This window comes from Cyanobium sp. LEGE 06113 (assembly GCF_015207615.1).
The window spans coordinates 16,283-35,851 of record NZ_JADEWM010000007.1 but is presented as its reverse complement, the minus strand read 5'-3'; the positions used below and the strand labels follow the sequence as shown (position 1 = coordinate 35,851).

General features: G+C 68.6%; 24 protein-coding genes, 2 tRNA genes and 2 pseudogenes. 18 read left to right on the top strand and 10 right to left on the bottom strand.

Annotation, left to right across the window (positions count from 1 at the left end; genetic code table 11):
- The first annotated feature begins 78 nt into the window (after positions 1-78).
- The 4 genes from minD to IQ220_RS11905 all read left to right on the top strand — a co-directional run bounded on the left by minD (position 79) and on the right by IQ220_RS11905 (position 1,633).
- A complete protein-coding gene (gene minD / locus IQ220_RS11920) occupies positions 79-897 on the top strand; it encodes a septum site-determining protein MinD (protein ID WP_193915238.1) in 819 nt (272 codons plus the stop codon).
- Between the two features lie 4 nt (positions 898-901).
- Positions 902-1,219: a cell division topological specificity factor MinE gene (minE, locus tag IQ220_RS11915; protein ID WP_186697218.1), complete on the top strand. Its 318-nt coding sequence runs from the start codon at positions 902-904 to the stop codon at positions 1,217-1,219.
- Positions 1,220-1,278: 59 nt separating this feature from the next.
- The gene (locus IQ220_RS11910) at positions 1,279-1,488 is read left to right on the top strand and encodes a response regulator transcription factor (RefSeq protein ID WP_193915236.1); all 210 of its coding nucleotides are present in this window, start codon (positions 1,279-1,281) and stop codon (positions 1,486-1,488) included.
- Between the two features lie 73 nt (positions 1,489-1,561).
- Positions 1,562-1,633 (top strand) — tRNA-Thr (locus tag IQ220_RS11905).
- 40 nt (positions 1,634-1,673) lie between these two features.
- On the opposite strand, the gene IQ220_RS11900 is transcribed toward IQ220_RS11905, so the two are convergent.
- The 7 genes from IQ220_RS11900 to IQ220_RS11870 form a co-directional block, all read right to left on the bottom strand.
- On the bottom strand, positions 1,674-2,243 hold the full coding sequence (locus tag IQ220_RS11900) for a hypothetical protein (RefSeq protein WP_193915234.1): 570 nt from the start codon (positions 2,241-2,243) through the stop codon (positions 1,674-1,676).
- A 26-nt stretch (positions 2,244-2,269) separates the two neighbouring features.
- Positions 2,270-3,535: a family 10 glycosylhydrolase gene (locus tag IQ220_RS11895; protein WP_228009170.1), complete on the bottom strand. Its 1,266-nt coding sequence runs from the start codon at positions 3,533-3,535 to the stop codon at positions 2,270-2,272.
- Between the two features lie 34 nt (positions 3,536-3,569).
- Positions 3,570-3,725, bottom strand: coding sequence for a hypothetical protein (locus IQ220_RS11890; protein ID WP_186697221.1), 156 nt, complete (start codon positions 3,723-3,725; stop codon positions 3,570-3,572).
- A 10-nt stretch (positions 3,726-3,735) separates the two neighbouring features.
- Positions 3,736-4,359, bottom strand: a complete 624-nt coding sequence (locus tag IQ220_RS11885; protein WP_193915232.1) for an L-threonylcarbamoyladenylate synthase — start codon at positions 4,357-4,359, stop codon at positions 3,736-3,738.
- A complete protein-coding gene (gene prmC, locus IQ220_RS11880) occupies positions 4,356-5,231 on the bottom strand; it encodes a peptide chain release factor N(5)-glutamine methyltransferase (RefSeq protein ID WP_193915223.1) in 876 nt (291 codons plus the stop codon). The genes IQ220_RS11885 and prmC overlap by 4 nt, the downstream gene beginning before the upstream one ends.
- Positions 5,232-5,285: 54 nt before the next feature.
- A complete protein-coding gene (locus IQ220_RS11875; protein ID WP_228009169.1) occupies positions 5,286-6,356 on the bottom strand; it encodes a DNA-processing protein DprA in 1,071 nt (356 codons plus the stop codon).
- A 198-nt stretch (positions 6,357-6,554) separates the two neighbouring features.
- A complete protein-coding gene (locus tag IQ220_RS11870; protein WP_193814561.1) occupies positions 6,555-7,007 on the bottom strand; it encodes an acyl-CoA thioesterase in 453 nt (150 codons plus the stop codon).
- A 60-nt stretch (positions 7,008-7,067) separates the two neighbouring features.
- Here IQ220_RS11870 and IQ220_RS11865 point away from each other — a divergent pair, with 60 nt between their 5' ends.
- A complete protein-coding gene (locus IQ220_RS11865) occupies positions 7,068-7,913 on the top strand; it encodes a universal stress protein (protein ID WP_186697225.1) in 846 nt (281 codons plus the stop codon).
- A 50-nt stretch (positions 7,914-7,963) separates the two neighbouring features.
- On the opposite strand, the gene psbM is transcribed toward IQ220_RS11865, so the two are convergent.
- Positions 7,964-8,071, bottom strand: a complete 108-nt coding sequence (psbM, locus tag IQ220_RS11860; RefSeq protein WP_043368765.1) for a photosystem II reaction center protein PsbM — start codon at positions 8,069-8,071, stop codon at positions 7,964-7,966.
- A 49-nt stretch (positions 8,072-8,120) separates the two neighbouring features.
- A complete protein-coding gene (locus tag IQ220_RS11855) occupies positions 8,121-8,627 on the bottom strand; it encodes a 2Fe-2S iron-sulfur cluster-binding protein (RefSeq protein ID WP_193915219.1) in 507 nt (168 codons plus the stop codon).
- Between the two features lie 114 nt (positions 8,628-8,741).
- Between IQ220_RS11855 and psbB the strand changes: the two genes are divergently transcribed.
- From psbB to IQ220_RS11795, 12 genes and pseudogenes are all read left to right on the top strand, one after another.
- Complete coding sequence (gene psbB / locus IQ220_RS11850; protein ID WP_186697227.1) at positions 8,742-10,301, top strand: photosystem II chlorophyll-binding protein CP47; 1,560 nt, start codon at positions 8,742-8,744, stop codon at positions 10,299-10,301.
- A gap of 15 nt (positions 10,302-10,316) precedes the next feature.
- Positions 10,317-10,412 carry a photosystem II reaction center protein T gene (locus IQ220_RS11845; protein WP_186697228.1) on the top strand — a complete coding sequence of 32 codons (96 nt, stop codon included), beginning with the start codon at positions 10,317-10,319 and terminating at the stop codon, positions 10,410-10,412.
- Between the two features lie 135 nt (positions 10,413-10,547).
- On the top strand, positions 10,548-11,033 hold the full coding sequence (nrdR, locus tag IQ220_RS11840; protein WP_186697229.1) for a transcriptional regulator NrdR: 486 nt from the start codon (positions 10,548-10,550) through the stop codon (positions 11,031-11,033).
- 100 nt (positions 11,034-11,133) lie between these two features.
- Positions 11,134-12,191: pseudogene (locus IQ220_RS11835) on the top strand (30S ribosomal protein S1).
- Between the two features lie 11 nt (positions 12,192-12,202).
- On the top strand, positions 12,203-13,000 hold the full coding sequence (locus IQ220_RS11830; protein WP_193915217.1) for an HAD family hydrolase: 798 nt from the start codon (positions 12,203-12,205) through the stop codon (positions 12,998-13,000).
- Positions 13,001-13,026: 26 nt separating this feature from the next.
- The gene (gene metK, locus IQ220_RS11825) at positions 13,027-14,307 is read left to right on the top strand and encodes a methionine adenosyltransferase (protein ID WP_193915215.1); all 1,281 of its coding nucleotides are present in this window, start codon (positions 13,027-13,029) and stop codon (positions 14,305-14,307) included.
- Between the two features lie 20 nt (positions 14,308-14,327).
- Positions 14,328-15,646: pseudogene (locus IQ220_RS11820) on the top strand (FGGY-family carbohydrate kinase).
- 150 nt (positions 15,647-15,796) lie between these two features.
- Complete coding sequence (locus IQ220_RS11815; RefSeq protein WP_193915213.1) at positions 15,797-16,075, top strand: DUF2470 domain-containing protein; 279 nt, start codon at positions 15,797-15,799, stop codon at positions 16,073-16,075.
- Positions 16,076-16,461: 386 nt separating this feature from the next.
- The gene (locus tag IQ220_RS11810; protein ID WP_193915211.1) at positions 16,462-16,767 is read left to right on the top strand and encodes a phosphoribosyltransferase family protein; all 306 of its coding nucleotides are present in this window, start codon (positions 16,462-16,464) and stop codon (positions 16,765-16,767) included.
- Between the two features lie 30 nt (positions 16,768-16,797).
- Positions 16,798-16,870: transfer RNA gene (locus IQ220_RS11805), tRNA-Phe, on the top strand.
- 139 nt (positions 16,871-17,009) lie between these two features.
- Complete coding sequence (locus IQ220_RS11800) at positions 17,010-17,243, top strand: hypothetical protein (RefSeq protein ID WP_186697235.1); 234 nt, start codon at positions 17,010-17,012, stop codon at positions 17,241-17,243.
- 73 nt (positions 17,244-17,316) lie between these two features.
- Positions 17,317-17,985 (top strand): chromophore lyase CpcT/CpeT, encoded by a 669-nt coding sequence (locus IQ220_RS11795; protein ID WP_370566458.1) that lies wholly within the window; start codon positions 17,317-17,319, stop codon positions 17,983-17,985.
- Positions 17,986-17,991: 6 nt separating this feature from the next.
- Here IQ220_RS11795 and IQ220_RS11790 read toward each other — a convergent pair whose 3' ends face one another.
- On the bottom strand, positions 17,992-18,330 hold the full coding sequence (locus IQ220_RS11790) for a hypothetical protein (RefSeq protein ID WP_193915209.1): 339 nt from the start codon (positions 18,328-18,330) through the stop codon (positions 17,992-17,994).
- A 357-nt stretch (positions 18,331-18,687) separates the two neighbouring features.
- On the opposite strand from IQ220_RS11790, the gene IQ220_RS11785 reads away from it, so the two are divergent.
- The gene (locus IQ220_RS11785) at positions 18,688-19,533 is read left to right on the top strand and encodes a phycobilisome rod-core linker polypeptide (protein WP_186697237.1); all 846 of its coding nucleotides are present in this window, start codon (positions 18,688-18,690) and stop codon (positions 19,531-19,533) included.
- Positions 19,534-19,569 lie beyond the last annotated feature (36 nt).

Sequence of the window (19,569 nt, the reverse complement as noted above, 5' to 3'; positions counted from 1 at the left end):
AAGGCGTTGGATTCCGGGGGGCGGGCTTCGGGTGAACGGCGTCTTTGGCCTTAGCCTGCCTCGATCTCAGCCACTGCCGTGCCAGCTGCGTCGACTCGCTTCATCCTGATCTGCTCCGGCAAGGGGGGAGTGGGCAAAACCACCCTCACCGCCAACCTCGGCATTGCCCTGGCCAAGCTCGGTGCCCGGACAGCGGTGCTCGATGCCGATTTCGGCCTGCGCAACCTGGATCTGCTGCTCGGTCTCGAAAACCGGATCATCTACACCGCCCAGGACGTGCTCTCCGAGCGCTGCCGACTGGAGCAGGCCCTGGTGAAGCACAAGCTGCAGCCGAACCTGGCCCTGCTGCCGGCCGGCGACCCCCGCATGCTCGAGTGGCTCAAGCCCGAAGACATGCAGGCGATCGGCGCCATGGTGGGCGAAACCGCCGACTACGTGCTGATCGACGCCCCAGCTGGCATCGAAGGTGGCTTCCGCAACGCCATGGCCGCTGCCCGGGAGGCCATCGTGATCACCACGCCGGAGGTGTCGGCGGTGCGGGACGCCGACCGCGTGATCGGCCTGCTCAACTCCGAGGCCGTCAAGCCCACCCAACTGGTGCTCAACCGGGTGCGGCCGAAGATGATGGCCAGCCAGGAGATGCTGGCGGTGGACGACGTGACCGACATCCTGGCCCTGCCGCTGCTGGGGCTGGTGCTGGAGGACGAACAGGTGATCGTGTCCACCAACCGGGGCGAGCCGCTCACCCTCAGCGACAACCTCTCGCCGGCCGCCAGGGCCTACAGCAACATCGCCCGGCGCCTGCAGGGGGAAGACGTGCCGCTGATCGACCCCGCCAAGGAACGCCAGGGTCTGAGGGCCCGGATCGGCCGGCTGATGCAAACCAAGATCTTCTGAGCCGATGACCCTGCGCGATCTGATCAACAAGCTGCTGGGTCGGGAACCGGCCAGTGCCCCCACGGCACGGCAGCGCCTCCAACTCGTGCTCGCCCACGACCGCAGCGACCTCAACCCGGAACTGCTGCAGCAGATGCGGCGTGAAATCCTCGACGTGGTGAGCCGCTACGTGGAGATCGACATGAGCGAAGGGGATGTGAGCCTCGAAACCGAAGACCGGGTCACAGCGCTGGTGGCCAATCTGCCGATCAAGGGCACCCGCTCAGTGCCCCTGCCATCCCCCACCGACAGCCCCGTGCCGAGCGCCGAAACGCCCTCCTGAGCGATCCGCCGGGCCTGTGGCAATCCTGAGCCATCAACAGCTCCGGATGGCGCCTGGCCATGGTTTCCCCTAATGCACAGCTGACGCCGCCAACCCCCGCTGAGTCGAAGGTGCTGGGCCTGCTATGCCGCGGCTTTAGCAACCGGGAGATTGCCGCCGCCCTGGTGCTGAGCGTGCGCACGGTGGAGAGCCACATCTCCCACCTGCTGGCCAAGAGCGGCTGCCACAGCCGCACCCAGCTGCTGATCTGGGCCCTCAGCAGCAGCTGAGGCTGGCCACCCCGGAATGGCCACTGCCCCCGTGTAACTTCAGCCTGGTCAGGCCATCCGGTCGTGACGCCATGCCGGCTTAGCTCAGCGGTAGAGCAGCGCTTTTGTAAAGCGAAGGTCATCGGTTCAAATCCGTTAGCCGGCTTCCAGCTTCCTTGGCGGGGCAGGGCTGGGGCTTCACCTGTTCAGAAGATCCCCAACAGACCTTCCTTCACCTGCACCTGGATCGGGTCCTCATCGGTGTCGAGGGTCACCTCGGTGGTCACCTGGAGCGGGTTGGGAGTGTCCACCTCCACAGAACCCTTCACGGGCAACGGCTCGGAGGCACTCACATCCACCGAGGCCTGAACCGGCAGGGGTTCAGCCGCCTTCACCGCCACGTTGCCCTGCACCGCCAGGGGCGCGCTCGCCTTCACCTCCACGGGGTTGGTCACCACCACGCGCGGTTCGCCGCTGATCGGAATGGGGGCCTTGGTGTCGATGCCCACGGAACCCCGCACCGTGAGCACCTCCTGAGCCCTGATCTCAATCGCTTCATTGAGCTGCTCCACCCGGATCGGTTGGGCCAGCTCCTTCACCTCGGCCCGCACGGGCAGGGGCTGATCGGGGGGCAGGGCGATCCGGATCGGAATCGGTTTGCTCAGCACGTGCAGGAGCACCCCGCCAAGCACGGCGGAGGAGGCCACCACCGCACAGGGCCACCGCAGCGCCAGCAGCACCTTGAACCACTGGGCTTCATCAACGGCATCAGGCATGGGGGCTCAAGGGCAGCTGGGCGCATTCAACCCGAGGCCGAGGGAAGGCTGGGTAGTGGAGGTGGCGGTGCGGGCAGCCGCCTAGGGGGGGGCGGGGCTGGCTGAGGGCTGGGGGCAGCGGCAGTCCGGCGCGGCGCCGGCGCGGCAAACCAGCGCCCCAGCTCGGCCTTGCGCTGTTCGGGAGACTCGGGCCCCAGATTCCAGAGGCTCTCGAAATAGAAGAAGGCCACCCCGAGGCCCTGGCTGCGGTTGGCCCGCACCTTCTCCCCCAGCAGAGGCAGGGGGGCCGGGCGGTTGCGCTGGCCGCTCATGATCGCGATTGCCGTGGGAATCTTGGCCCTGGCCTCGATCACCTCCGCCCTCCCCAGATGGGGCAGGTAGTCCTCCAGGTCCGGGCGGTAGATCTGCACCAGCAGCTCATCCACCAGCCCCCGGCGCACCCAGGCGAGCCAGTCCTGCAGCTGCAGCTTGTAGGCAAAGGCGTAGTAGTTCGGCGACACCGAGATCACAGCCCCGGGCCGCACCCGCCTCACCTCCTTGGTGAGCCGCTCCATGAAGGCGGTGATCTTGTCGGCGCGCCACTTCACCCAGGCCCCGTCAGCCGGATTAGCCGGAGCGGCTCGACCCGTTTCCTTGCGGTAGAGCGCCAGGGTGAAGGGGTCGTAGCCGAAGTCCTTCGGCAGGCTCATGTGGTCGTCGAACTGAATGCCATCGGCGCCGTAGCGACCCACCACCTCCACCACCAGGTCGGTGATCAGCTGCTGCACCTCAGGCCGGAAGGGATTGAGCCAGGCCACCTCCCCCGCGGCGCTGATCGAGGTCATGCCGCCGTCCTGCTTGCGGGTGAGCCAGTCGGGGTGGCGGCGGGCCAGCACCGAATCCTTGGGGGCCATGAAGCCGAATTCGAACCAGGGAATCACCAGCAGCCCCTGCCGCTTGCCCTCGGCAATCAGCTCGCCCAGCACGTCCTGGCCCTGGAGCCCCAGGTAGGTGAAGGTCTGCAGCTGGCGCTCCTGCACCACCTGGCTGGGGTAGTAGGCGATGGCACCGTTCCAGACCACTGGATAGAGGGTGTTGAACTGGAGGGTCGCCAGCTGGGCAACGGCCTCCGTCATCCGCTGGCGATCGCGCAGCACCGGCATGTCGTTGGCGGTGAGCCACACGCCCCGCAGCTCAGTTCCGGTGCCGGTGCTCTGGGCGCGCACCGCCAGAGCGCTGCCATGGCCCAGCAGAGTCAGCCCCCAGGTGAGCAGGGCCAGAAGCACGGCCAGGAACCGGACGGGACGACGCAATGGGCCTGGGCAGCAGGCCAGAACCTAAACCCGTTCAGCGCTTCCCAGCCAGGAGCCAGATCAGCACCAGAGCTGGCAGTAATGGCAGCCAACCAGCCTGAAAGAGGCCGCTGAGCAGGCCGTTGAGCGGGGTGCTCAGCCAGTTGTAGAGCCCCATGGTGAGCGCCACGAGCACGAGAAGGGCGGCCATGGGGAGGCGTTCAGGCGGAGGGCAGAGAGGAGGGCGCGGGCAGCGGGAACGGCACCGCGCCGGAGCGCAGCAGCTGCCATCCTCCGGCACCCTCCCAGGCCAGAACGGTGCTGGCCTGCCCGCTGGCCGGCGGCCAGGGCAGCGGGCCCAGCAGGGCCAGCTGCGGGAAGAAGGCGGCAGCTTCGGCCGCCGTGGTGGCGGCAGGCTCACCGGAGGGGTTGGCACTCGTGGTGGCCAGCGGGCCGGTGAGCTGCAGCAGCTCCCGGGCCGCAGCACAGGCCGGGATGCGCAGACCCAGGCTGCCGCGGCCGGGGTTGAGGGCCTCGGCCAGCGGCCCCTGAGCCGGCAGCACCAGGGTGAGGGCACCGGGCCAGCCGCGGCCGGCCAGGGCCAGCCACTCCGGCTTCCAGGCCAGCCCCAGCAGCGGCTGAAGCTGCTCGAGGCCGGCCCCCATCAGGATCAGGGGCTTCTCCTGGGGACGGCGCTTCAGCTCCCAGATCTGAGCGGCATGGCGGGGCAGGGCCGCCAGCGCCGGCAGGGTGTCGGTTGGCATCAGCCCTGCCTCACCGGCCAGCAGCCGGGCGGCCAGCTCGTGGGGGGGACACACCTGGTGCTGCTGGGGCGCTGAGGTCATGGGAGTGCCCTCCGGGCGGAGGCAAAGCGCAGCACGCCCTCCAGATCCCGGTGGGCCTGCACCTGCTGCAGACCCGCCTGGCGGAGCAACCCCAGCACCGTCCCGCTCTGGTCGTGGTGGTGCTCCAGCAGCAGGACGCCGCCGGGGGCGAGGGCCTGAGCGGCCCCCCGGGCGATGGTGCGGAGGGACCGGAGGCCATCGGGGCCGCCGTCGAGGGCCAGGCGGGGCTCGTGATCGCGAACCCCAGGTTCGAGGCCGGCCCACACGGCGCTGGGGATGTAGGGCGGGTTGGCCAGCACCAGGCCCAGGGCGCCCCACCACGGCTGCAGGGGATCCCACCAATGGCCCTGCAGCAGCCTCACCCTGGAGAGCGCCCCCACGGTTTCGAGGTTGGCTTCGGCCTGCCGCAGCGCCTCGGGGCTGAGGTCCACGGCCAGACCGCTGGAGCCGGGCCAGAGGCCAGCCAGGGCCGCAGCCAGACAACCGGAGCCCGTGCCGAGATCCGCCCAGAGGGCCGGCGGAACGGCCACCAGCCCGCCAGCCAGCTCCACCAGGAGCTCGGTCTCCTGGCGGGGGATGAGCACACCTGGCCCCACCTTCAGCTCCAGGTCGCGCCAGGGGCAGAGGCCCAGGAGGTATTGCAGAGGCTCACCGCCAGCCAGATGGCGCTGCCACAGCGCTTCGAGGCTGGCCACCGGGCAGACCAGCTGCACCGGACGGGCCGGATCCAGATGCAGGCGCTGCAGTTCGCTCCAGGGCAGACCGCCAGCCAGATCCAGCAGCCAGTCGAAATCGGCCCTGCGGCCTCCCTGGGCCAGACAGCGGCGGCGCCAGGAGAGCAGGTCGTGGGCCGTCCAGGAGCGCGCACCCATGGGCTGCTGGCGGGAGGGGCTCTGAGTGGCAAGGCCGCGCAGCATGGCCCCAGCCTAAAGGCGGCGCCAGTGGAGGCCTGGCTCGGCGCGCACCACACCGGCCAGCTCGAGGCTGAGCAGCCGAGCGGCGAGCTGGGCGGCGCTCTGGTCAAACGTGAGGCAGAGCTGCTCCAGGGAGGCCCCTCCCTCCAGGGCTTGCAGCAGCGCCGCCTCGGGGTGGGCCTGGGAGGCGACCCCGCGCGGCCCAGCCGACCCCCCTGCCGGGCCAGGGCCCAGCTGGCGGATCAGGTCGGCGGGTTCGAGCAGGGCCGAGGCTCCCTGGCTGAGCAGGCGGTTGCTGCCCCGGGCCGAGAGCCGTGCGGCATCGGCGGGCACCACCCACAGCGGCAGCTGCTCCTGCCAGGCCAACCGCGCCGAGTGCAGCGCCCCGCTGGGCTCGGGGCACTCCACCAGCACCACGGCCCTGGCGAGAGCGACCTGGAGGCGATTGCGGGCGGCGAAGTGGCCACGCTGCACAGCGGCTCCTGGAGGCTGCTCGCTCAGCAGCAGGCCCTGGGCCGCCACCTGGCCCTGCAGGGCGCCGTGGTGGCGGGGGTAGACCCGCTCCAGCGGCGTGCCCAGCACCCCCACCGGCAGGCCTCCTGCGGCCAGACAACCCCGGTGGGCCGCCGCATCGATGCCCTCCGCCAGCCCGCTCACCACGGGCCAGCCCGCCCGCGCCAACGCAGCCCCCAGGGCTTCGGCCATCGCCAGGCCATGGCGCGATGGCCGCCGCGTGCCGAGCACCGCCACCCCCTGGCGCCTGGCGAGCCAAGGCCAGAGCGAGCCCCGCCCGCGCCAGTGGAGCGCCAGCGGGGGGCGCTCCAGCTGCGTCATCGCCTCCGGATAGCTGGGGTCACCCGGCACCAGCAGCCTGTGGTCTGCTGGCAGACGCCCGCTCTCCAGCGGATCAGCCCCCCAGCGCCGCCGGAACGCCTCCAGGCCGGCCAGCCAGGCCTCCCCTATCCCGGGCATCGCGGCAAAGGCGGCGGCAGGAGCCTCCCAGGCCCTGGCCAGGGTGCCGAATCTCGCCTCGATCGCCCGCAGCCGCACCCAGCCGACGCCAGGGCATGAGGCCCACAGCAACCACCAGCGCCGTCGCGCCTGCCCCCAGGCCGGCTCTGCCCGGCAAGACTCCAGGGCCCGAGCCCCTCGCAGACACTCCCTAAGACCTTGCCGCGACGGCGATCCCAGCCGCGATGGCGAACCCTCGCCGGAGCGCCCAAGCGGCAACCGGGCCAGCGTTCCCATGACGATCAGTACATCTGTACCAATGCTAGGCCCTCAGGCCGCTGGCGGCCCTCGCCGCAGGGCCGCCAGCGCCACCTCCAGATCGGCTGGCAGGCCGCGGCACACACGCCGCGCCAGACCCGCGGCCCCATCCACCAACACCAGCTCCACTGCGGCTGTGGCCGCCACCCTCCCATCAGGGGCCAGGAACCAGCTGCGCCAGGGGATCCGCACGCCTCGGCGCGCCTCCACCACGCTGGCCAGCCGCACGCTGTCGCCGTGGCGCAGGGCCTGGCGGTAATCGATCGAGAGGGCCACCACCGGCAGTTCCAGGCCACGGGCCGCAAGGGCGCTGTAGGCCAGGCCAGCCGCCACCAGGGCCTCCACCCGCGCCTCCTCCAGCCAGGCCACGTAGGCGCCATGCCACATCACGCCGGCATGGTCGGTGTGCTGGGGCAGAACCCGGCGCTGGAGCACCCAGGCGTTGGGCTCTATCAAGGTCTGCATGGCGGCAGCCTCGTGCTCGGCAAACCGCCATAGGCTGCCTGAAAGCCCACCGCAGCACCCGTGTTTCGCAACGTTCTGATCGCCGATTCCGGCAAAGGCCACGTCGAGGAAATGGTGCGGATGCTCCGCGACATCCCCGTGGTACGCCAGGCACGCCTCAACCTCCTGCACGTGGTGCCGGAGCAGGCGGGAGCCAATTTCCAGGAGCACTGGCAGGAGGCCGCCGGCATCGTGGCCGCCGCCGTGGGCCGGCTGCAGCTTGACCCCAGCGAAGTGAACACGATCATTCGCCAGGGGGACACCAAACAGACCGTGCTGCTGGTGGCCGAGGAGCTCAACGCCGATCTGATCGTGATGGGGTCGAGGGGCCTGAGCCGGCTGCAGTCAATCCTCAGCAACAGCGCCAGCCAGTACGTTTTCCAGCTCTCGACCAGGCCGATGCTGCTGGTGCGCGACGACCTCTACGTGCGCCATGTGAACAAGCTTCTGGTGGCCATCGACGGCACCGGCGTGGGCGACGACGCCCTCAAGCTGGCCTGCGAGCTGGTGCGGGAGATTCCCGGTGGCAGTCTCACCGGAGTGCATGTCACCCGCCAGGATCTGACCCCGTCGCGGGGGGGGCGCTCACCTGCCGATGAGGTGCTCGATAGGGCCGTACAACGGGCCCGGGGCCTGGGGGTGACGCTTCAACCGCTGCATCGCACCGGCGACGTGGGGCGCACCGTGTGCAGCGCCGCCGAGGACATCAAGGCCGATCTGGTGGTGATCGCCTCCCAGGATCGACGCCCCGTGGTGGCCAAGGCTCTGGTGGATCTCGACCGTCTGCTGGGCAGCTCCGTGAGCGATTACATCCGGGTGCATGCACCGGCACCGGTGCTGCTGGTGCGGGAGCCGGAACAGGGATAAGTGCTGAGGCCCCGTTGGCATGCGGGGCCTGAGGACAGCAGTCGGGAGGTTCAGCCGCGCTGACGGCTGCTGGTCTGGATGTAGAGCACCAGCAGGAACACGGTGGGAACCAACACGAACATCAGGCTGGCAACAAAGCCGAGATCGTTGGTTTCCATGGATGAGCTGAGGTTTCACCGGAGGGTATCACCGGCGATCGGGCCCCTCTCAGGGGCCTTCACCGGCCGTTGCACCGCGATCCGCGCCCAGGTCGGCGGCGTCTGCGGCGGCGACGTCCACTGCATCGGGCTTCGGATCGGGGCCGGCCTCCTCCTGGCTGGCGGCAGGGGGCTCGGGCCAGGTCGTGGGTCCAGGCGGCAGCGGTGAGGCCATGGCGGCCGCCTGGCGGCGGTCCTTGTCGGCCAGACCCACCTGGGGCCGGGTGATCACCACCAACGACTGCTGCACCAGGGTCTGGCAGGCCAGCCGCCAGTTGCCCGGGCGGCGCTTGAGCTTCTGGTCTTCCACCGGGGTGCGCCCAGTGAGGGCCTGAGTGGCCTGGCCCTCGGGGACTTCCACGAAGCAGGTGATGCACTGGCCGCAGCCACCACAGTTGCCCAGGGCACCCTTGAGCCCGTAGAGCTGAACCCCTTCGCGCAGAGCCACCTCCCGGAGGTTCTCGCCCGGGTAGCACTCCACATCACGCTCCTCTCGCAGGAACCGGATCACGGGCATCAGAGCTGGCGCAGCAGGCCCCATTCTGGGCCGCGCCGTTGCGGTCCGTAACCAGCGCCGCGCCGGAGGCGTGCCCACCCTTACGATCGCCCAACCCACCCAGAACGACTCCCCATGGGACTGCCCTGGTATCGGGTGCACACGGTCGTGATCAACGACCCGGGCCGACTGTTGGCCGTGCACCTCATGCACACCGCGCTGGTGGCCGGCTGGGCCGGCTCCATGGCGCTCTATGAGCTTGCGATCTTCGATCCATCCGACCCGGTGCTCAACCCCATGTGGCGCCAGGGGATGTTCGTCATGCCCTTCATGGCCCGCCTGGGGGTCACCGGCAGCTGGGGTGGCTGGAGCATCACCGGTGAAACCGGGGTGGACCCTGGCTTCTGGAGCTTCGAAGGCGTAGCCGCCGCCCACATCATCTTCAGCGGCCTGCTCTTCCTGGCCGCCATCTGGCACTGGACCTTCTGGGATCTCGAGATCTGGCAGGACCCCCGCACCGGCGAACCCGCCCTCGACCTGCCGAAGATCTTCGGCATCCACCTGCTGCTGGCTGGCCTCGGCTGCTTCGGCTTCGGCGCCTTCCACCTCACGGGCGTCTTCGGCCCGGGGATGTGGGTGAGCGATGCCTACGGCATTGCCGGGCATCTGGAGCCCGTACAGCCCTCCTGGGGACCTGAGGGCTTCAACCCCTTCAACCCCGGCGGCATCGTGGCCCACCACATCGCCGCCGGCATCGTGGGCATCATCGCCGGCATCTTCCACATCACCACCCGACCGCCGGAACGCCTCTACAAGGCCCTGCGGATGGGCAACATCGAAACGGTGCTGGCCTCGGCCATTGCCGCCGTGTTCTTTGCCGCCTTCGTGGTGGCAGGCACCATGTGGTACGGCGCTGCCGCCACCCCGGTGGAGTTGTTCGGCCCCACCCGCTTCCAGTGGGACCAGAGCTACTTCAAGGCTGAGATCAGCCGTCGGGTGCAGACCGCCCTCGACAACGGTGCCTCCATGGAGGAGGCCTATGGTTCCATCCCCGAGAAACTCGCCTTCTACGACTACGTCGGCAACAGTCCCGCCAAGGGCGGCCTGTTCCGTGTGGGCCCGATGGTGAACGGCGACGGCCTGCCCACCGGCTGGCTCGGCCACATCTCCTTCACCGACAAGGAGGGCCGCGACCTGCAGGTGCGCCGCCTGCCCAACTTCTTCGAGAACTTCCCCGTGGTGCTCGAAGACCAGGACGGCATCGTCCGGGGCGACATTCCCTTCCGCCGGGCTGAAGCCAAGTACTCCTTCGAGCAGACCGGCATCACCGCCACGGTCTATGGCGGTGCCCTAAACGGCCAGACCTTCACCGATCCGGCCGCTGTGAAACGGCTGGCCCGAAAGGCCCAGCTTGGTGAGGCGTTCGAGTTCGACCGCGAGACCTACAACTCCGACGGCACCTTCCGCAGCTCACCCCGCGGCTGGTTCACCTTCGGCCATGCCACCTTCGCCCTGCTGTTCTTCTTCGGCCACATCTGGCACGGTGCCCGCACCCTCTACCGCGACGTATTCGCCGGGATCGATCCCGATCTGGGCGACCAGGTGGAGTTCGGCCTGTTCCAGAAGCTGGGCGACAAGTCGACCCGCCGCCTGCCGGAGGGCTACGTGCCCCCGGCCGGCTCCACCCTCAGCTGACCCGGGAGTCACCCCATGGAGAGCTTCGCCTACATCCTGATCCTGGCCCTGGCCCTGGCCACCCTCTTCTTTGCGATCGCCTTCCGCGATCCGCCGAAGATTGGCAAATAGACCCTGGTTTCATTGATCCCATCAGCCTTCGAGCTGGCCTCGCCCCTGACTCCGTCAGGGGCTTTTTGCTGCTCAGCCCTTCTCAAGGGCGGATCGGCTGCTTAAACTTCTCAAACCCAGCGCGGAATTTCGGGGATGCAATGCCCCTCCTGCCAACACACCGACAGCCGGGTGCTCGAATCACGGGCCGCAGACAGCGGCAGGAGCGTGCGGCGACGCCGCGAATGTCTGAACTGTGAGTTCCGTTTCACCACCTATGAACGGGTGGAAACGGTGCCCATCACCGTGGTGAAGCGCAACGGCAGCCGTGAAACCTTCAACCGCGCCAAGCTGCTGCACGGCTTGCTGAGAGCCTGTGAAAAAACCGGACTCGAGCCAGCACGGCTGGAGCTGGTGGTGGACGAGATCGAGCTGCAGCTGCAGCAGCGCTCCTGCCGGGAAGTGACCAGCGCCGACATCGGCGAGCTGGTGTTGCAGCAACTGGCCGAGATGAGCGAAGTGGCCTACGTGCGCTTTGCCTCGGTGTACCGGCAGTTCCAGGGCATCAGCGATTTCGTGGCCGCCCTCGAGCGGCTCAATCGCCGCGCCAGCAAGGCCACGCAGCTGGCGGCGATCGGCTAAGCCTCCCGGCCCCGTTGATACAGTGATGGATCGCGACGTACCGCTGGCGGGCGGGCGCGTCGATCCCTTCACCCTGCCTCGGGCAGACCGCCACTTCTCCATGACCGTGACCCCTTCCGACATCAGCAGCACTGAGGCCGCCGATCTCGCCGTTGCCGCTGAAGCGGCCGACGATCTCGACCTCGCCATTCCGGAAGAGGTCCCGACAGCGGACGACCCGAGCAGCCGCGCCGCCACCGGTGACCTCGACGGCGTGGGCTTCACGCTGGATGAGTTCGCGGCCCTGCTCAGCAAGTACGACTACAACTTCAAGCCTGGCGACGTCGTCAACGGCACCGTGTTCGCCCTGGAATCCAAGGGCGCGATGATCGACATCGGCGCCAAGACGGCCGCCTTCATGCCCCTGCAGGAGGTGTCGATCAACCGGGTGGAGGGTCTCAGCGATGTGCTGGAGCCCGGCGAGATCCGCGAGTTCTTCATCCTCAGCGAGGAGAACGAAGACGGCCAGCTCACCCTCTCGATCCGCCGCATCGAGTACCAGCGTGCCTGGGAGCGGGTGCGCCAGCTGCAGAAGGAAGACGCCACCATCTACTCCGAGGTGTTCGCCACCAACCGCGGTGGTGCCCTGGTGCGGGTGGAGGGCCTGCGGGGCTTCATCCCCGGCAGCCACATCAGCACCCGCAAGGCCAAGGAAGAGCTGGTGGCCGATTTCCTGCCCCTCAAGTTCCTGGAGGTGGACGAGGAGCGCAACCGCCTGGTGCTCAGCCATCGCCGCGCCTGGTGGAGCGCAAGATGAATCGCCTCGAGGTGGGCGAAGTGGTGCTGGGTACCGTGCGCGGCATCAAGCCCTACGGCGCCTTCATCGACATCGGCGGCGTGAGTGGCCTGCTGCACATCTCCGAGATCAGCCACGAGCACATCGAAACGCCCCACACGGTGCTGAATGTGAACGACCAGATGAAGGTGATGATCATCGACCTCGATGCCGAGCGCGGTCGCATCTCCCTCTCCACCAAGGCCCTGGAGCCGGAACCCGGCGACATGCTCACCGACCCCCAGAAGGTGTTCGACAAGGCGGAGGAGATGGCCGCCCGCTACAAGCAGATGCTGCTTGAGCAGGCTGAAGACAACGAGCCCATGGGTGTCACCGTCGACTGAGCCCAGCCACCGTGGCCCTGCTGCTGCTGAGGGGTGAACCGATCGGGGAGGTGGACGCCGTGCTGTTCGACAAGGACGGCACCCTCTCGATCAGCGAGCCCATGCTCCATGCCCTGGCCACGGCCCGGGTGACACATGGGCTGAAGCTTCTGGGAGAGCGCCATGGCCCGCTGCATGCCAGGCAAGGATCCCGCGCCAGAGATCTGCTGGAGCAGGCCTACGGATTGCGGGGCCAGGGCATCGATCCAGCCGGCACCACGGCCGTGGCCTGCCGCGAGCACAACCTCATCTCCACGGCCACGGCCCTGACCCAGGTGGGTCTCGGTTGGCCGGAGGCGCTTGAGCTCAGCCAGGAGGTCTTCACCGTCACCGACCACCTGCACGGCCAGGGCAGCGCCAGCCCTCCAGGAGCCAGCCCAGGGCTGCATGGGTTGGTGCAGCGGCTGGCCGGAGCCGGGCTGCGCTGCGCCGTGATCAGCAACGACGACCAGGCCGGCATCGAGGCCTTTCTGCTGAGCCAGGGGATGCGACCGCACTTTCAGGCCAGCTGGAGCGCCGAGCACACCCCCCGCAAACCCGACCCCGCCGCCGTGCTGGGCCTCTGCGAAGCCCTGGGGGTGGAACCGGATCGCTGCGCGCTGATCGGCGATGCCAACAGCGACCTGCGCATGGCCCGCAGCGCCGGCGTCGGCGTGGTGCTGGGCTACCTGGCGGGCTGGAGCAGCCCACCTCCCCTGGATCCCTCCTTCCCCCAGCTCAGCCACTGGGCTGAGCTGGACGCGCGCCAGGGTGAGGTGATCACGCCATAAGCTGGTGCCCCCAAAGGCCCCATGCCATGAGCCGGTATGTGTTCACCTCGGAGTCGGTGACCGAAGGTCATCCCGACAAGATCTGTGACCAGGTGAGCGACGCTGTGCTTGACGCCCTGCTGCACCAGGATCCCGCCTCCAGGGTGGCCTGCGAAACGGTGGTCAACACCGGCCTCTGCCTGATCACCGGCGAGGTGACCACGACGGCCCGGGTGGACTTCAACAGCCTGGTGCGGGACGTGATCAGCCGGATCGGCTACAGCGGTGCCAGAGCGGGCGGCTTCGATTCCCACAGCTGTGCCGTGCTGGTGGCCCTGGATCAGCAGTCGCCTGACATCGCCCAGGGCGTCGATGAGGCCGACGACCACGCCGGCGATCCGCTTGACAAGATCGGCGCCGGCGACCAGGGCATCATGTTCGGCTACGCCTGCAACGAAACGCCCGAACTGATGCCGCTGCCGATCAGCCTGGCGCACCGCCTGGCCCGCCGGCTGGCGGCAGTGCGTCATGACGGCAGCCTTCCCTACCTGCTGCCGGATGGCAAAACCCAGGTGAGCGTGGTGTACGAGAACGACGTTCCCGTGGCTATCGACACGATCCTGATCTCCACCCAGCACATCCCCGAGATCGACGGCATCAGCGACGAGAAGGGGCTGCGTGAGCGCATCGCCGCCGATCTCTGGACCGAGGTGGTGCTGCCAGCCACCGCCGATCTGGACCTGAAGCCGAGCCGGGAAGCCACCCGCTTCCTGGTGAACCCCACCGGCAAGTTCGTGGTGGGAGGCCCCCAGGGGGATGCGGGCCTCACCGGGCGCAAGATCATTGTTGACACCTATGGCGGCTATGCCCGCCACGGCGGCGGCGCCTTCTCCGGCAAGGACCCCACCAAGGTGGATCGCTCCGCTGCCTATGCCGCCCGCTACGTGGCCAAGGCCCTGGTGGCTGCGGAGCTGGCCCGCAAGGTCGAAGTGCAGCTGAGCTACGCCATCGGCGTTGCCAGGCCGGTGAGCATCCTGGTGGAGAGTTTCGGCACCGGCAGCCTGAGCAATGCCGACCTCACCGCCCTGGTGCAGGAACACTTCGACCTGCGTCCAGGCGCCATCATCGAAACCTTCGCGTTGCGCGATCTTCCCCAGCAGCGCGGCGGCCGCTTCTACCAGGACGTGGCAGCCTACGGCCACTTCGGGCGCACCGATCTGAACCTTCCATGGGAGAACGTCGACGGCATCGCCGCCACCCTGAAGGAGGCCAGCCAGGGCGCCAGTTCACCTAGCGGCGAGCGCAGCGCCGTCGCCGCAGCGGCCTGAGCCTGGCCGGCCGAATCGGGATGGCTGGCGTGCCCAGCCCCTGCGCCCTTGGCCTGGACCTGGGCAGCAGCGGCCTGCGGCTGGCCGCTTGCAACGCCAGCGGCGATCTGCTGGCTGAGCAAGCCGGCGCCTATCCCGTTGCCTTCAGCGATCCCACCAGCTGGCGCGAGGGCCTGGTGGACCTCTGCGCCCGTCTGTCGCCCGAGCTGCGCGCCAGCGTGGGCGCCATCGCCATCGACGGCACCTCCGGCACCCTGCTGCTCTGCCACCGGGACGGCAGCCTGCTGGAGGGTGCCCTCGGCCAGGCCATCTCCTACGCCACGGCCTGCCCCGAGCAGGTCCGCAGAGCCCGGCAGCTGAGTGAGGGCGACGACAGGGCAGACGCCTCCAGCGATGGGGCGGCCGCCTCCCCCGCCGCCAGTGCCAGCGGCAGCCTGGCCCGGGCGCTGCGGTTGCTGGAGGCCGCCCCGGCCCCGGGCGCCGAGCTGCTGCTGCGCCATCAGGCCGACTGGCTGATGGGCTGGCTGCTGGGGGACTGGCGCTGGGGTGAAGCCGCCAACAACCTGCGTCTGGGCTGGGATCCTTTGCTCCAGGCTGGCAGGGCACCATCGCCTTCCAGCCCTGGAGCCCTGCCCTGCCGAGGATCTGCGCCAGCGGCAGCGTGCTCGGCCGCCTCGCCGCCGCCACTGCCCGCAGCCTGGGCCTGCCGGCCAGCTGCCAGGTGGTGGCCGGCAGCACAGACGCCAATGCCGCCGTGCTCGCGGCCGCTCCAGGCCCCGGCGATGGAGTGGCCGTGCTGGGCACCACCCTGGTGCTGAAGCAGTTCTGCAGCCAGCCCCTGCAGGGCCCTGGCCTCAGTTGCCACCGGGTGGCCGGCCGCTGGCTGGTGGGAGGCGCCTCCAACAGCGGCGCCGGCGTGCTGGGCCAGTTCTTCAGCCCGGCTCAACTGGCCGAGCTGAGCCGCCAGATCGACCCCTCACGGCCCACAGGCCTGGAGCTGCGGCCCCTGCCCGGGCGCGGTGAGCGCTTCCCCGTGGACGACCCCGACCTGGAGCCGATCCTGGGGCCCAGGCCCGTGAGTGACGTGCACTTCCTCCAGGCGTTGCTGGAGGGATTGGCGGCGATCGAGCAGGCCGGCTGGCAGCGGCTGTCCAGCCTGGGGGCACCCCCGATCCAGCGGGTGATCAGCCTCGGCGGCGGCGCCCGCAATCCCCAGTGGCGGCGGCTGCGCCAGCAGCGCCTCGGGGTGCCCGTGCTCAACCGGCCTGGCCTGTCAGCCGCCCTGGGCATGGCAAGACTGGCTGCATCCACCCTCAAGCCAACTCCCGAACTCCGATGAACGACCGTCTGCGCACCTGGATCTCCATGGGCCTGTTCGTGCTGCTGGCGGGCTACGTGAGCTTCAGCGCCATCCGGCTGGGCCTGCTCCTGTGGCAGCGCTTCGCCGCCGGCTAGAAGCCCCAGAATCAGATCACCCGCCCTGACCCCTATGGCCGCCGACCCTCTCACCGCCGCCGTGAGCGATCGGATCTGCAAGCACATGAACGACGACCACGCTGAAGCGGTGCTCAGCTATGCCCGCCACTACGGCGGGGTGGCCGACGCCAGCGAGGCCCGCATGATCGCGGTTCAGCCCGGAGCGATGCAGCTCGACGTGGACGGCCGCAGCATTGAGGTGGCCTTCGACCACACCCTCACCGACAGCGAGGACGCCCACCGCACCCTGGTGGCGATGCTGCGGGCCATGCCCCAGCAGGCGCCGGGCTGACGCCAATGGGGCAAAGCTGAAACCGTGTCGAGCCGTAGGGCGATGGTTGCAGGGTTCTGGGCTGGCCTGGGGGAACTGCTGCCCCTGGAGTGGCTGGTGCGCGACCCCAGCCGCCCAGCAGGGGGCGCCGCCGGGGCCTGGACGCTGGAGGCAGCTCCCCTTCACGGCAGCGAGCCCCTGGCCTGGTGGTCCGCCGGGCTCTACGACGGTGCCCTGCGCCGCCACCTGCTGGGGCTGCGCCGTGAGTTGCAGCCTCAGGGATTGCTGCCCCTGGTGAGAACACTGGCGGAGGCACTCCGGAGCGATTCAGGCCGGCGCCGGGCGGGGAGCATCCCCTGCTCGTTCCCATCCCCAGCTGGAAGAGTCGGCCCAATCCCCTGCCGCCCTTGCTGGCGAAGCAGCTCTCGAGCCAACTCCGCTGGCCCGAGGCGCCCCTGCTCGCCCGAAGCCGGCCTGTGCTGGGTCAGCACCGCCTCAACAGGGAGCTGCGCTGGGCCAACCAGGAAGGTGCCTTCCATTGCGCGATTCAAGCCCGGGGGGATCGCCGTGGCCGGCGCCCGCTGATGCTGCTCGATGACATCCTCACCACCGGAGCCACGGCGTGTCACGCCGCGGCAGCCCTCGAAACCGCCGGCTGGCGCGTCCTGGGCCTGGCCTGCCTGGCTCGCACCCCAGAGCGTCGGGGGTCGTGATCTAAGATCCCTGAGTCGCCAAGGCGACGGGCCGGGATAGCTCAGTTGGTAGAGCAGGCGACTGAAAATCGCCGTGTCCCCAGTTCAAATCTGGGTCCTGGCATTTCAATCCTGGAAGTGCAAACCTGTCAGCGCATCCCTGGCCTCGCAGCAGCAGCATCTGAACAGGGAGCTTGCTGACAACCCCGGTCTTGCCTTCTCCTCTGCGTGGCGCGTTTCTTGGGCGCCCACCCTCCCCCACCATGCGCGAGCCCCCAGGCAGCTTCCCCCAGGTGTTCGACAACGCCGATAGTTTTGCCCAGGCCTTCGATGAAGCCTGGTTCAAGCTGGCCAACCAGACCTCAAGCCTGGATCAACCCCGCGAAGCCCGCCTCGCCGCTGTGCTCGAGGCCGTCGCCGACCATCCGTTCCGCCGCTCATCACCTGAGCTGGCCGAGCAGGTGGCGCAGTTCCGGCTCAGACTGCTCGGCCTCTGAGGCCGCTGTGCATGGCTCTGGCCAGGGCACGTTCGGGTCTTAACTTGACGGCCAACGAGTTGAGCCACGGGAGTTGAGCGAGCGCACCACGGACGACAGCGGCATGGGCGAGCGCGGCACGGGTGCCAGGGGCACCGACGCCGCCGGCGCCCTGACCCGGTTGGTGCAGCTGCTCAGTGCCGGCTTCAGCAACCAGCAGCAGGCCTTCGACAACCCCCCCCTCTATGCCCACATCCTGGTGACGCTGCGGCCCCTGCCCCAGCTCGCTCCGGGCTCGCTGCTGCTGGAGCAGAGCTACGCCATCAATCCAGGCGTGCCCTACAGAATCCGGGTGCTGCGGGCCGAACGCCAGGGCGAGGCTCTGGTGATCCACAACCAGGCCCTCGCCGACGACCAACGCTTCTGGGGCGCGGTGGACGACGAGGCACGGCGCAACCGCATCAGCCCCTCCGACCTGGTGCCGCTGGAGGGGTGTGCCTACATGGTGCGCCAGGAAGCCGCGGGATTCGTCGGCGAAGTGGAGCCTGGCTGCCGCTGTCTGGTGGAGCGCAAGGGGCAGACCACGTACCTTGTCAGCCGCCTGGAGCTCGATGCCACAGGAATGCGCACGATCGATACGGGCCACGACCCCGGCTCCCATGCCCAGGTCTGGGGCTCGCTCGCCGGCCCGTTCCAGTTCAGCCGCACGGCTGACTACAGCCACGAGATTCCCACTGCCTGGTACGAGGCCTTCCGGATCTGACGCCGATCAGGCCGGCACGTCATCCATGAAGGGCTGCTCCAGCTCTTCGGGGAAAGGGCCGTCGATGGCCATCAAGGGTGGGGCAGACTCAGGGAACGAGGCCTGCGGGCCGGGGCTGTGGGCCAGCTGCAGCAGCTGTTCCAGGTGGCTCAGGCGCTGTTCGGTCTGATCGAAGCGCAGCTTGCGCAGGGCGTCTTGGTGCTCGTCTTCCCGATCGGAAGCCTCCACCAGGGGCTCCAGCCGCTGCTGCTGGACGGACACCTTCTCCTCCAGCTCCAGAAGCCGAAAGGTGATGGCTTCCACCAGCTCCGAGAGGGTGTTGAGCTGGTGGGCCAGTCGATCCATCGCCGGAGCAACCCTGGCGGTCGGCTCGGGGCAGGCCCGGAGTGAAGGATCAGGATGGCCAGCTGGATCGCCCATCGCCCCTCCGTGCGGGTTGGTTGCGGGTTGGTATGGCGGTGCGCCACAGCTCTGGAGCCCAGGCGTCGCCTGGCCGGATGGTATCTGGATCAGGCGCGGGCGCCAGGGGCAAACTTTGTAACGATTGTGAAAGGCTGGCGGTGGGCCTGCCGGTGGCCCATAGGATCTGCCCATGCAGCCGTTGGCAGCGTCGCCTTAAGGTGTCCCGCCCTGCCAGGCCGCCTGGTCTGCCCAGGCGGTCCAACGGCCACGTCGCGTTTCCTCCCCCCCGGCCCGAAGCCCATGACCCTCGCCAACGCTGCCTATCTGGGCATTGAGCGTTTCGCCAACGACAGCGCCAAAGAGAACTGGACCAACGCCTCCGAGAACGACAAGGCGCTCCTGATCCGCGCGGTCTACCGCCAGGTGCTGGGCAACCAGTACGTGATGAAGAGCGAGCGGCTCACAGGACCTGAATCCCTGTTCAAGCGTGGCTACCTCAGCATCCGGGAATTCGTGCGCCAGGTGGCCAAGAGCGGCCTGTACAAGCAAAAGTTCTTCGAGAACTGCAACCCTTACCGCTTCATCGAACTCAACTTTAAGCATCTGCTCGGCCGAGCTCCTCAGAACAAGGCCGAAATGCTCCATCACTTCACCATCCTGCAGGAGCAGGGATTCGACGCCGAGATCGACTCCTACATCGACAGCGCTGAATATCAGGAACGCTTCGGCGAAGAGGCTGTTCCCTACCTGCATGGCTTCAACTACAACTCCGGCCAGCAGGGGCTGCAGTTTTCCTACATGCTGCAGCTCACCCGCGGCGTAGGTGCCTCCGTCCGCGGCGACCTGCTCAAGACCCAGTCCCGGCTCAATCCTGCCGTCCATACCGAGCAGCCGATGCCGGTGGTCAGCCCCAACGCCAAGGGGGCTGTGTTCCGCAAGGTCACCAGTGATGGGGTCACCCGCCAGGGCGTGGGTTCCGGAGAGGAAGGCCGCACGTTCAGGGTGGAAATCACCGGATTCAACAACTACAGACTGCACAAGCGCAGCAACCGGGTGCGCTTCATTCCCTTCAACAAACTGCTGGAATACCAGCAACAGATCCACCGTGAGGGTGGTCGGGTCGCCAGCATCACGCCGGTGAACTGAAACGCGCTTTGACGCGAGCCTCGTTCGTCTTCCCTT